17 protein-coding genes are annotated in these 12,511 nt (G+C 27.3%); 1 reads left to right on the top strand and 16 read right to left on the bottom strand.

The genetic code is table 4. From position 1 onward, the window contains the following. The 11 genes from SCITRI_RS00500 to SCITRI_RS10915 all read right to left on the bottom strand — a co-directional run bounded on the left by SCITRI_RS00500 (position 1) and on the right by SCITRI_RS10915 (position 6,698). Positions 1–450: a DUF3627 domain-containing protein gene (locus SCITRI_RS00500; protein ID WP_071890537.1), complete on the bottom strand. Its 450-nt coding sequence runs from the start codon at positions 448–450 to the stop codon at positions 1–3. Beyond that, the gene (locus tag SCITRI_RS00495; RefSeq protein ID WP_071890535.1) at positions 434–793 is read right to left on the bottom strand and encodes a hypothetical protein; all 360 of its coding nucleotides are present in this window, start codon (positions 791–793) and stop codon (positions 434–436) included. Before SCITRI_RS00495 ends, SCITRI_RS00500 begins: the two co-directional genes overlap by 17 nt. A gap of 343 nt (positions 794–1,136) precedes the next feature. Next, on the bottom strand, positions 1,137–1,319 hold the full coding sequence (locus SCITRI_RS00490) for a hypothetical protein (protein ID WP_233485479.1): 183 nt from the start codon (positions 1,317–1,319) through the stop codon (positions 1,137–1,139). Positions 1,320–1,742: 423 nt separating this feature from the next. Then, the gene (locus SCITRI_RS00485; RefSeq protein ID WP_071890530.1) at positions 1,743–1,994 is read right to left on the bottom strand and encodes a hypothetical protein; all 252 of its coding nucleotides are present in this window, start codon (positions 1,992–1,994) and stop codon (positions 1,743–1,745) included. Continuing rightward, on the bottom strand, positions 1,994–2,143 hold the full coding sequence (locus SCITRI_RS00480; RefSeq protein ID WP_071890527.1) for a hypothetical protein: 150 nt from the start codon (positions 2,141–2,143) through the stop codon (positions 1,994–1,996). The genes SCITRI_RS00485 and SCITRI_RS00480 overlap by 1 nt, the downstream gene beginning before the upstream one ends. Before the next feature lie 104 nt (positions 2,144–2,247). Then, positions 2,248–2,397 (bottom strand): hypothetical protein, encoded by a 150-nt coding sequence (locus tag SCITRI_RS09735; RefSeq protein ID WP_155522119.1) that lies wholly within the window; start codon positions 2,395–2,397, stop codon positions 2,248–2,250. A gap of 34 nt (positions 2,398–2,431) precedes the next feature. Next, a complete protein-coding gene (locus SCITRI_RS00475; protein ID WP_071890524.1) occupies positions 2,432–5,410 on the bottom strand; it encodes a 2-oxo acid dehydrogenase subunit E2 in 2,979 nt (992 codons plus the stop codon). Between the two features lie 166 nt (positions 5,411–5,576). Continuing rightward, positions 5,577–5,786: a hypothetical protein gene (locus tag SCITRI_RS00470; protein WP_071890521.1), complete on the bottom strand. Its 210-nt coding sequence runs from the start codon at positions 5,784–5,786 to the stop codon at positions 5,577–5,579. 9 nt (positions 5,787–5,795) lie between these two features. Then, positions 5,796–6,239, bottom strand: a complete 444-nt coding sequence (locus SCITRI_RS10925; protein WP_237237988.1) for a hypothetical protein — start codon at positions 6,237–6,239, stop codon at positions 5,796–5,798. A 2-nt stretch (positions 6,240–6,241) separates the two neighbouring features. Further along, complete coding sequence (locus tag SCITRI_RS10920) at positions 6,242–6,382, bottom strand: hypothetical protein (protein WP_237237987.1); 141 nt, start codon at positions 6,380–6,382, stop codon at positions 6,242–6,244. Between the two features lie 139 nt (positions 6,383–6,521). After that, the gene (locus SCITRI_RS10915; protein ID WP_237237986.1) at positions 6,522–6,698 is read right to left on the bottom strand and encodes a hypothetical protein; all 177 of its coding nucleotides are present in this window, start codon (positions 6,696–6,698) and stop codon (positions 6,522–6,524) included. 113 nt (positions 6,699–6,811) lie between these two features. Here SCITRI_RS10915 and SCITRI_RS00460 point away from each other — a divergent pair, with 113 nt between their 5' ends. Beyond that, positions 6,812–7,306, top strand: coding sequence for a hypothetical protein (locus tag SCITRI_RS00460; RefSeq protein ID WP_071890516.1), 495 nt, complete (start codon positions 6,812–6,814; stop codon positions 7,304–7,306). On the opposite strand, the gene SCITRI_RS10910 is transcribed toward SCITRI_RS00460, so the two are convergent. The 5 genes from SCITRI_RS10910 to fusA all read right to left on the bottom strand — a co-directional run bounded on the left by SCITRI_RS10910 (position 7,296) and on the right by fusA (position 12,493). Beyond that, the gene (locus SCITRI_RS10910; protein WP_237237985.1) at positions 7,296–7,880 is read right to left on the bottom strand and encodes a DUF3137 domain-containing protein; all 585 of its coding nucleotides are present in this window, start codon (positions 7,878–7,880) and stop codon (positions 7,296–7,298) included. The genes SCITRI_RS00460 and SCITRI_RS10910 overlap by 11 nt on opposite strands. Before the next feature lie 488 nt (positions 7,881–8,368). Continuing rightward, positions 8,369–8,536 (bottom strand): LemA family protein, encoded by a 168-nt coding sequence (locus SCITRI_RS12005; RefSeq protein ID WP_250638252.1) that lies wholly within the window; start codon positions 8,534–8,536, stop codon positions 8,369–8,371. A 38-nt stretch (positions 8,537–8,574) separates the two neighbouring features. Next, positions 8,575–8,994, bottom strand: a complete 420-nt coding sequence (locus SCITRI_RS12000; protein ID WP_250638242.1) for a LemA family protein — start codon at positions 8,992–8,994, stop codon at positions 8,575–8,577. A gap of 111 nt (positions 8,995–9,105) precedes the next feature. Next, positions 9,106–10,296, bottom strand: a complete 1,191-nt coding sequence (gene tuf, locus SCITRI_RS00445; protein ID WP_071890513.1) for an elongation factor Tu — start codon at positions 10,294–10,296, stop codon at positions 9,106–9,108. A 118-nt stretch (positions 10,297–10,414) separates the two neighbouring features. Further along, positions 10,415–12,493, bottom strand: a complete 2,079-nt coding sequence (gene fusA, locus SCITRI_RS00440; RefSeq protein WP_071890509.1) for an elongation factor G — start codon at positions 12,491–12,493, stop codon at positions 10,415–10,417. Positions 12,494–12,511 lie beyond the last annotated feature (18 nt).

Below are 12,511 nucleotides of genomic sequence, written 5' to 3'. Positions count from 1 at the left end.
TTAATTTAAGTCTTTCAAATCATTAATTAATTCTTGTTCTTTTTCAACACTTCAATTTGTTAAATTATTATTGTTATTATTTGCTTTTACTTTTTTAGGTTCACTTGAAAATAACGCTTTTTTCATTTTAGTAAAATAATTTTGTTTATATTGATTATATAAATTGATTAATTCTGTTCCAGTTAAATATTTTCAAATATTTCGCTTTAAATTTTCATCATATTTTACAATAGGGTAAGAATTATCATAAATCAAACCGATTGCTACTTGTTCCAAATGTTTTTCACTCGGATAAATAAACTTATTACTCAATCAAAAACCAATATGACGATTATGATTAGGTAAATTAATAAAACTTGCTTTTTCTGTTGTAAAAGGGATAAATTCCTTACTAATAAAATAATTTTCTACATTATGATTTTTCTTAACAAAATTACTCAATTTTATCATCTCCTCGTCTTACTGGTCTTAACATTGTGCCTTTTCCTAATCCTCCAATTATATTTTCTAACGGTAACATTCTTTTCTTTAACAACATAACTTTATATTCTTTAATTTCGCATATATGACATTGAATTATAAAAAATAAAAGAATAAATATTAAAAATAAAAATAAAGAAAAAAGTAAAATACCAACAATTATTTCTCTATTTGAAAACAAAACAAGACCTACAATAATTTCAATAAGAACAATGAAAAATTGAAAATAAACAAAACCAAAAACAAAATTCCTAATAATAAAATCTCTCTTTAATTTTTTACATTCCTTAGTTGTTTTAAATTTTATATCCATAAGATAATCTCCTAACTAAATATTTGTTTAATAAACAATGTTATAAATAATGTTTATATAATGTTTTTTAATTGTAATAAACACTGATTATTAACAATGTTATACATAATGCTAATATATTGTTTATTTAATGTTTAATAAACACTGTTAATAAACATTGTTAAATATAAAAATAATAAAAATTGGCACACTGAAAAATACTATTTAATTTTTAACAATAGTTATTAAAATATAAAATCATAAGTTTATAATTAAGTTGATATTATTATGGTTTTCTCTCTGTATAAATTATTTTAAATAGAAAGAAGAAATAAAATATCGAAGAAATAATAAATTCATTTTTCTATTTAATAAATTCATTTTTTACAAATGTGATACCATCTATTTTTTGATTATCATGAATGGTATCACCAATTAAAACAATTATTTCACTAATAATAATTTTAATAATAACTTTTAAATTTATTATTTGAATTTTTAATAAATTAACAAATTTATAAATATTTTTATACAGAGAGAAAACCATAATAATACCTTAAATATAATTAAGTTGATATTTTTACACTATATACTGTTTACAAGTTTTTAAAAAAAGTAGGTGTATTTATAAAAAATATTATAAAAATTTATTTCCCAAATCTATTACTAGTATGACCCTTAATAGAAATATTCTTATTTTTATTAAATCCTACTAAAAAAATATTTTTCATAACAGACTCAATATTATGAATAATAAACAATATAGAGTTATCAACTATAGAAAATATAGTTAAATTTATATGTATAATAGGGATATTTATTATCCCAATATTAACGATAGTAATAAAGTTTATTAAAAAATAAATTTGTAAACAGTGTATAGTGCAAAAATAAACAACAAAATTATTTATTTAATTCACATAAAAGCTAGTGTGCCATAGCTAAGATATATAATAGATTATAATAAATATTAAAATCCTTTAACCATAACACGGAAAAAGTTTAAGATTTTAATAATACAAAATATAGCAAATGGAATTAATATAACTCACGCTTCACCTAAGAAAACCATTATCTCAGGTAAAATATTTGTTATACCTTCTTTAACTTTTCATAATGCACTAGATAAATCAGTTCAAATACCAGTCATACCCTCAGACATAGTTTTAGGTGTAGGTGCTGTTAAAAAATTAAACGCTGTTGTTAAATACATACCTAACATTATTTATTACTCTCCTTTCTTTCAATTTCTTTTTTATCTTTTTTCTTTCCTCGAATTTGTTTAATTTTTTGGTAAATTAATAAACCAAAATAAAGAAAAATTGCTAATACAATAACAACACTAAATATTGTCGTTAATCAAGTTGGCATAATACATCTCCTTTCTAAAAAATATCGCGTCACGCTCCGCGTGTTCGCTACGCTCAAAATAAACAATATTGAATAAATTACCGCTAATAAATTACGCGGATAATTTATTCATTTTCTTTTAAATTATTAATTACTATCTTATTTACAGTATTAATAACAATATCTTTTCCATACTTAGTTACTAAGGACCGCAAAATAAAATAATGTTTCTTTTCAATAAAAAATCAACTCCTTTCAGAATTGATTTGTTGCACTTCGATTACATGATGCCAAATTAATAAGATTTTTTTATGATAATGTAATTAATTCTGGTGACTCTAAAATTTCTTTTACTCGTGTTAAGAAAATCCCTGCTTCTGCAGCATCAATAATTCGTTGATCAATTGTTAAAGCAAGATTCATTATTGAACGAATTACTAGTTTATCGCCTTTTATAACAATTGGTTTACGAACGATACGTCCAACACCAATTACTGCTGAATTAGGATAAAAAATTGTTGGTGTTGCATTAACTGCTCCAACCATTCCATAGTTGGCAATAGTAATAGTACTTCCTTTTAATTCATAATCATATAATTCACCTTGACGTAAACGTTCAATTGTTTCTTGAATGTTAATTGCAATTTGTTTTAAACTCATTCGTTCAGCAAATTTAATAACTGGAATGACTAATCCCTCGCTAGTTTCTGTTGCTAAACCAATGTGTTGCGAATTTTTAATTACAATTTGATTCGTTTTAGAATCATAATATGAATTTAATTTTGGATATTCACTTAGAACTAACGAAACTGCTTTTACTAAAAAACTCATTGTTGAAAAACGAACACCATGGTCAGCATTAGCATTTTTTAATTTTCGTTGTTGATCAATAATTGATGACATATCAATTTCACTATTAATTGTTAATGGTGGCACATGTGCTTGAGACATAATCATTGATTGAATCGCAGGATATCTTGTCAATTTAATTTCTTCTCTTGTTTCTAATCCCTGTGGTTCAATTTGACTATTAGTATTAATAATATTCAAATTGTTATTTAATGGTTGTACCAAGTTTCCATAAGTATTAGGAATAGTAGTTTCTTCGGAATTAAATTTTTTAACTTGTAAATTATGTGTTTCACAATTATGTTCAGTTTTTAGTTCATTCCCCTGCTTATTATTAAATTTAAATTCTTTTAACATTTCTTTTAAAACAGGATCTGATTCATTCATTGTTTTTAACATTTGTTGCATTAACATATATTGCATCATTTTTTCAATGCTTGTTCCATCTGTATTATTATTTACTTGACGTAAACTTTGAATTTCTCGTAATAATTCATTTTGACGATTATTTTGTTCTTGATTAGCTAAACGCTCTTTTAAAATTGCCAATTCAATCATTACATTATTATCATTTACACCTTGTTGTAATGATAATGTTGTTCTTGAGCCGTGATTACTTTCATCATGGTTTTCAGGCTGAATTAACTGTTTAGATGATTGTTGTTTTTCGTTTAGTGAAGATGGTTTAATTATATCATCATTTGGTTTTTTCTGTTGCGAATTATTATTATCATAATATTCATTATCTAACATTTCATATTGTGATTCAATTTCCTCAAAAGAAGGACGTTGATAATTACTAATTTCTCCTAAAACAGAATCAACTTCAACATTTCCTTTTGCAATTTGTTCCATTCTTTTCTTAATTAACTCTCGTTGATTTCTTGTTTTTAAAATTTTTTCTCGTTGCCCATTATCATTTAATTTTTCATATAAACGATCACGATAAGATTTTAATGGTGAAAAATACCCTGGTTTTTTTTCTTTCGCTTCTTTTGATTCATTTGGATCAATTGTATAACCATCAGCTGAAATATAAATTTCATCAGATAATTTTTTTTCACTTGTTTTAAAAGTATTAACATTATCATTATAATTAGAATCAGAACTACTATACCCAGTTTGTACTTCTGGTGATACATTTCTTTTAATTAAATCATTCATTCTTCCTTGGACAATATTACGTAAAATTTTAGGACGACCATCTTCAGCTAAAAAATCCATTGAATTTTTAGAATTATCACTTTCTAATGATAACTCATGAAAATCATTATTATTATGTAATTGTTCACGACGTTGATTTACAAGATTACGAAAACTAGTATTTTCATTTTGGCCTCCTAAAAATGCTGCTGCGTTAATTGGTGCTTCATCTTGTTGTTTTGTTGTGTTAACTAAATATTTTGCATATTCTTTTACTTGATTTTGTTCAATTAATTCTGCTTGCCCAATTGAAACAGCATTTGTTACAATATTCTGGTTAGGAAGCAGCGGCGGCTGATTTAAACTATTTGTTTGTGATTCAAAGTTATTTTCTTGAAACATATTACTATTTAAATTAGGAATATTAACCATTGTTGATTTCGCCTCACTTTTTCTTTCTTGATTCATTGGATTTTTAATTGTATCAATTGAAGGGATTTTTTCCCGATTATTAATAATATCATTATCATCAATTTTTAAATTTTTAAATGATAATCTGCGTGCTTTCTTAGGACCAAAAGATAATTTTGTTTCATCTCATCGTTTGTGTTCTTCTTGTTTTATTTTAGTGGGTTCTTCAAAAAGTTGTTCTTGTGATGATATATTATTTTGTTGTTGAAAATTAATAGGCTGATTTTGTTCAATATTTGTTGAAAAATAAGGAATATTATTAATAGTATTCTCTTCAAATAAAGGTTCTCCACTATTTTGACTAAAGTTTTGCGATAATATTGAATTATCATATGGTTGCTGATCATTAATTAATACAGCACTTGAATTAATAATGTTTTCATTATTGTAAGCTTGATGTTGATTCAATAAAGGTGGCGTAAAAGTTGGATGTAAAGTATCTTCGCTCGCAATGCTAATTCCTGAATAATCATCTTCTTCAACATCTTTTCATTTTGTTCCATATTGACCATTTTTTGTTGTCGAAAATTTTATCCCTTTTTTATTTAAGCGAGTAAATTTTTTATCTTCGAGACGTTTAAAATAATACTTTTCAATTTCATCTTCAGTTGTTAACAAATGAGCAATAACAGTATTGGGTTTAATTTTAGTACCTTCTTTAATTGGCTTAACAATAATTCCATCCATTGGGGTTGTAATGATAGATTCACCATTTTCATTTTCAATTAAAGCAATTTCATCACCTAATTTAACCTCTTCATTCTGATACAAGAATTTTTTTAAAATTCCTTTCTTTTCTAGCGTTAATAATCTAATTTTTTCCATTGTTTCTGATTACCCCATTCAAAAAAACTTAATATGTTTTATTAAATTTAGTTTAGCCACTTTTATAACCGTTTTATTACAAAATAATTATATCATACATTCCCTGTTTTTTAGTATCAAAATAAAAAATAACATTATACACAAAAAATAAAAAAATGCAAAATTTTTACATTTCTTTCACATTTATTTTTATTTTTTTTACTTTATTATCAAATTCTGTAATATGCTTAGTTTCTGTTAAATTTTTTACCCATTTTTTTCGTTTTAAAATAATTAATGCTCAAATTGCTTTTAAACTGTCCACTGATTGCATAATTAATACAATATAAATGATATCTAAATTTGAAGTAAAAATTAAAATTGCTAATAATGGCATAACTTGAATTTATCTTTTATAACTTAATAATGCTTTACCAGCAACATTTATTGTTATCTTTTGTACTAATTCTACAATTATTGCTGATTCTCCTGCCAAAAGTTCTGTTGTTTCAATTGCTATTTTTCCTTCAACAACTGTTATTTGCCCTCATTTTATACTAGTTAAATCAAGTTCTTGTGTTTTTGTTAATAAATGTAATGTAAAATATTCATTATCAATTAAAATTCCTTCATTTCGATGAATAACTTGGTCAGTTGTATCAGGAGCTGTTGTTACATCAAAATATTCTTGTAAATGAAGGGGGCGAAAGTTTCCATCTTTATCAGCGCGATCAAAGTCATAAAAACGATAAGTTATATCTGATGAACGTTGTAACTCAAAAACTGTTACGCCTGGGGTAATGGCATGAGTTTTGCCAGGAGGAACATATAAAAAATCACCTTTTTGCACTTTTACTTCTGTAAATAATTATGCCCAGACTTTTTTTCAACCAATTGAATTAATTCAACTTTTGTTTGCGCATAATGTCCATAAATCATTTTAGCATCAGTCGGACAATCAAGAATATATCAACATTCAGGTTTACCTAACATTTTATTATGTTTTAAAACATATTCATCATTAGGATGAACTTGAACGGATAAATAATCATTTGCTGTGATAATTTTGATAATAAAGGAAATTCTTTATCTGTCGTACCAAAATATTCCGGATGATTTGCAAAAAATGTTTTTAATGATACTCCTCTGGACCATTTGCAATATAACTCATTCCATTGTCTAATGCACTAATCACTCACGCTTCAGCATACAAGTAATCTGTTGGTAATTGAAAACCAAAGTCGGCTAATTTCCGTCCTCCTCATAAACGTTCTGAAAAATATGGTGTCACTTTAATTACTTTATACATAAATGCCCTCCTCATTTTTTCTATTATATTAAAGCATAAAAAATGAAAAAATAATATTATCATTAAAATTTATAGTAAGATATATTCAACTAATAAAATGATTGGAGACAACAATGGAAATTATTCGTATCCGAAGTTATCTTAAAAAAATTAAGTGATATTTATTATGGCTTTTTGTTGCATTAGGTCTTGTAACAATTATTTTTATAATTATTTTCTTAGCATTAAAAAACATTTCATCACAAGATAAGTTAATTTATTGTTCAATTTTTCTTGTTGTTAATTTAATTATGTTATTTATTAATTATTTAATTATTAAAAACCCCTTTATTTTTTCAAAAATTTATTATTATGACAATGAAAAAAATCGATTACGTTTGAGTTTATACTTTTATTTTTTTGTTTTAATAATTACAATTGTTTTTTTCTTTTTAACTTTAATTTCTATCCAACTAATTTTAAAAACAAGTTTTAGTCTTGTAATTAAGCAATTGTGATATGTTGGCTTAGGATATGTTCTCTGAAGTTGTGCAATTATTGGTGGATTTAATACCATTAATTTAATTATTTTAAATAAACCAATTTCACCACAAAAATCTACTGCTTAAAAGCATACACTAAAACTCATTGCAAAACAGTCAATAATCATTCAACATCTTGTTGAATAACCTCAATAATATTTGTCAAAATGTCTTGATAAGTTCCAATAAAATAAAATCCAAGTAATCGTCCTTGGGGATCATCAAAACTATTAACAAAATAATTATCAAAAACAATTGTTAAATATCCATCATCAAAGTGCATCGTTGGAAATTTTCTTTCTTCTTTTGCTAATTCAATTAAATTAACTATTACTTTTGGAATTACTAATTTTCGTATTAAAATTTGGTCATTTGCGTTAACAGAAAACATCTTTTTAAATTCTGTTGACTCTAATGTTGTATTATCCCTTGTTTTAAAAATTTTTAAGAAGATTTGCATTGTTTTAATTGTAGCAACTAATCCTGGCATTTCTTTAACATCAAGTGTTAAATATGGATATCGCGTATAAATAATTTCTTCATCTTTCCCTCAACCAATTACTTCGCGCCGTGTTAATGTTCCAAATGAGTAATTAATATTATTTTCATAAAAATTAATGACATAGTCTTCTTTAATATCTTTCGTATTGGGCACTCCCATATGTGAAAAAAGATTAAATTTTTGAGTAATAGTAGCAATTTGATACTGTTTTTTGTCAAAGCATTAAGTCCAATTTGATAAAATTTCTCAAATGGTAATTCCTGCATAATAATTTTTTGTAATTTTGCTGCTTGATAATACTTTGTAAATAACCAAATTCCTAAACTTAAAGTAACTAAACTACTAAGAATTAAAATAATTTTACCAGCAATACCTATTCCTAATAATCCTTTTAAAAAACTAAGTGTCATTTGCATAATTATTGATAATAGTAAAAATCATAAGAAAAAAGTAATAACAACTAATATAAAATTTAAAAAAATATATCGTTTTTTAAAATATTTAAAATTAAGATTTTTTAATTTATGTTTTTGCATTAATAATTGAAAATCATGTTCAACAATTGTTTCTAAGTCTGATTTAATTATTTTTATTTTATCCTTTTATATTTTTTTAATTAATTAAAAAATAGAATTAAACCAAAATAATTATTGGCCTAAATCTATTTTAACATCTTGGCGGTCAGCAACATTAGCTTCAAAGTATAAGAATGTACTTAATTTTAATGAACTTGCCGCAACATTTGATGGCCATGTTTTTAAACTAGCATTAAAGTCACGAACTGCTGAATTATAAAAACGTCGTGCAGCTGCAATATTATCTTCACAATCTCTAATTCCTGCTTATAATTCAATTACACTGTTATTACTTTTAAATCTGGATAATTTTCTAATAATACATTAATTAATACATTAATTTTACCTACTTGGCTTGTAACAGCATTATTAATTTGATCTAATTCCTTAACATTTAAGTTTTTATTTGCTTGACTACGCAATTCTACAACTGCTGATAAAGTATCTTTTTCATATTTCATATATTGTTTTGTGCTATCAATTAATTTTGTTAACATATCAACTCTTCGTTTTAATTGAACATCAATATCAGAAGCTGTTTCTTCAATTTTTTCTTTATTTCTAATTAAATTATTTCTTGATAAAATAAATAAGAAAATTGGGGTAATTAAAAGAAATGAAATGTATACAAAGAATTTTCCTCAAAAACTACTTGTTGCTGGAACTTCTGCATTATTAACTGTTGGATTATATCCCATTGTTAGTACTCCTTTCAGGACTTACTTAATATTATATAAGAAAAAAATATAAAAACGAGATTAATTCTATTAATAAAAAAATAACTCAAAGCGAGTTATTTTTTAATGTTATTATTTACTAATTGAAACAACTGTTCCGGCACCAATTGTACGTCCACCTTCACGAATTGAGAATTTTGTTCCTTCTTCAATTGCAACTGGGGCAATTAATTCAACTGTCATCTCAACATTATCCCCTGGCATAACCATTTCAACACCACTTGGTAATTTAATCGAACCTGTAACATCAGTTGTACGGAAGTAAAATTGTGGGCGGTAGTTTCCGAAGAATGGTGTATGACGCCCACCTTCTTCTTTTGTTAAAACATAAACTTGTGCTTTAAATTCTTTATGTGGTTTAACTGAACCTGGTTTAGCAATAACTTGTCCACGTTCAACATCACTACGATCAACTCCACGTAATAAAACCCCAACATTATCTCCAGCTTTAGCATCATCTAATAATTTTCTAAACATTTCTAAACCTGTTGCAACAACTTTTTTAGTTTCGCTTTTTAAGCCAACAATTTCAACTTCTTCATTAACTTTAACAATTCCACGTTCAACACGACCTGTTGCCACTGTTCCACGACCTGTAATTGTGAAAACATCTTCAACTGGCATCATAAATGGTTTTGCAGTATCTCTTTCTGGTTCAGGAATTCATTTATCAATTGCATCCATTAATTCCATAATTTTTTCTTCTCATTGAGCATCACCTTCAAGAGCTTTTAAGGCTGAACCTCTAATAACTGGTGTTTTTTCTCCATCAAAACCATATTCACTTAATAGATCTCTAACTTCCATTTCGATTAAATCCATCATTTCAGTATCGCCATCCATCATATCACATTTGTTTAAGAAAACAACCATTTTTGGTACACCAACTTGTCTTGATAATAAGATATGCTCTCTTGTTTGAGGCATTGGACCATCTGTTGCCGCAACAACTAAAATTGCACCATCCATTTGCGCAGCACCAGTAATCATGTTTTTAACATAATCGGCATGTCCTGGACAGTCCACATGCGCATAGTGTCTTTTATCAGTACGATATTCAACGTGTGAAGTATTAATTGTAATTCCACGTTCTTTTTCTTCAGGAGCTTTATCAATATTGTCATATTTTTGGGCTTCTGCAAATCCTTTTTTAGCTAATACAGTTGTAATAGCTGCTGTTAAAGTAGTTTTACCATGGTCAACGTGGCCAATTGTTCCAGCATTTACGTGTGGTAAACTTCTATAAAATTTTTGTTTTGCCATTTTAATCTTTTCCTCCTATATTTTTAATTAATAGACAAATGTCATAACTATTGTAAATTAATTCTTTTTACTTTGCAATCTTTTTTTAGTAATGGTAGATTAAACCATTTTGTAATAATTAGTCTGTTGATTTTCCTACTTTTTTAATAATTTCTTCAGTAATTGACTTTGGCGCTTCTTGGTAATGTGAAAACAACATTGTATAAGTTCCACGTCCTTGGGTAAAACTTCGTAAGTCAGTTGCATATCCAAACATTTCTGATAATGGAACTTTTGCCTTTACAACTTGGGCATTTCCATGTTGATCATTTCCTTCGATTTGACCACGACGTGAAGATAAGTTTCCCATTACATCACCATAGTATTCTTCTGGAACAGTAACTTCAACAGCCATAATTGGTTCTAAAATAACTGGTTTACATTTTTTAGCTGCTTCTTTTAATGCTAAACTAGCAGCAAACTCATAAGCCATTTGTGACGAATCGACATCATGGTATGACCCATCATATAACGTTGATTTAATATCAATCATTGGATATCCTGCTAATTTTCCTGTTTGCATTGATTCTTCTAATCCTTTTTTAACTGAACCAATGAATTCTTTTGGAATTTTTCCACCAACAATTGCATCAACAAACTCAAATCCTTTATCATGATTTGGTTCAAACTTGATTCATACGTGTCCGTATTGTCCACGCCCTCCTGATTGTTTAATGTATTTTCCTTCCACTTCAGCACTATCTTTAAATGTTTCACGATATGAGACTTGCGGTGCTCCAACATTGGTTTCCACTTTAAATTCACGTTTCATTCGGTCAACTAAAATATCCAAGTGTAACTCACCCATTCCAGCAATAATTGTCTGTCCTGTTTCTTCATCTGTTCATGTTCGGAAAGTTGGATCTTCTTCTGCTAATTTTTGTAATGCTAAACTCATTTTTTCTTGGTCAGCTTTTGTTTTTGGTTCTAAAGCTAAGTTAATAACTGGTTCTGGAAAAACCATTGATTCTAAGATGACTTCGTTTTTCTCATCACAAAGTGTATCTCCCGTTGTTGTTAATTTTAAACCAACTGCTGCTGCAATATCACCAGCATACACTGCTTCAATTTCTTCACGATTATTAGCATGCATTTTTAGCAAACGACCAATGCGCTCTGTTTTATCTTTTGTTGAATTTAAAACAGAACTTCCTTTTTTTAACACTCCTGAGTAAACACGAAAGAATGTTAATTTTCCAACAAATGGGTCTGTCATAATTTTAAATGCTAACGCTGAAAATGGTTCACTATCGTCAGCATGACGTTCAACTTCGGTTCCATCTTCTAGAACACCTTTAATTGATGGAATATCAAGTGGTGAAGGTAAATAATCAATTACCCCATCCAGCATTAATTTAACTCCTTTGTTTTTAAAAGCACTTCCACAAAAGACTGGGAAAAAATCACCAGTTAATGTTGCAGCACGAATTGCACTTTTAATTTCTGGAATTGAAATATCATTCCCATCCAAGTATTTTAACATTAACTCTTCATTAAAGTTAACCGCTGCTTCAATCAATTTCATACGGTATTCTTCAACTAAGTCTTTTAAATCATCTGGAATTGAAATTTCTTTTGCTTCTTCGTTTGCTGCGCCATCATAATGATAAGCTTTTCGTTCAACGATATCAATAATTCCTGTAAACTGATCTTCAGCTCCAATTGGAATTTGAACTGGATGGGCATTAGCTTGTAAACGGTCATGAATTGTTTTTACTGAGTATAAAAAGTCAGCTCCAATTTTATCCATTTTATTAACAAAGACAATCCGTGGTACACCATAAGTTGTTGCTTGACGTCAAACCGTTTCTGTTTGGGGTTCAACTCCTGATTGCCCATCAAGGACAGCAACTGCCCCATCTAATACTCGTAATGATCTTTCTACTTCAACAGTAAAATCAACGTGTCCTGGAGTATCAATAATATTTAAACGCATATTTTTTCAAAATGCCGTTGTTGCTGCAGAAGTAATTGTAATTCCACGTTCTTGTTCTTGAGCCATTCAATCCATTTGACTAGCTCCATCATGGGTTTCACCAATTTTATGAATTTTACCAGTATGGAACAAGATGCGTTCTGTTGTTGTGGTTTTTCCAGCATCAATATGTGCCATAATTCCAATATTTCTCGTATTTTCTAGAGAATATTCTCTTGCCATTTTTCTTTTCCTTTCTAT

It is taken from the genome of Spiroplasma citri (assembly GCF_001886855.1).
GTDB lineage: Bacteria > Bacillota_I > Bacilli_A > Mycoplasmatales > Mycoplasmataceae > Spiroplasma > Spiroplasma citri.
The sequence above is the reverse complement of the archived record's forward strand: the minus strand, read 5'-3'. Positions and strand labels throughout refer to the sequence as shown.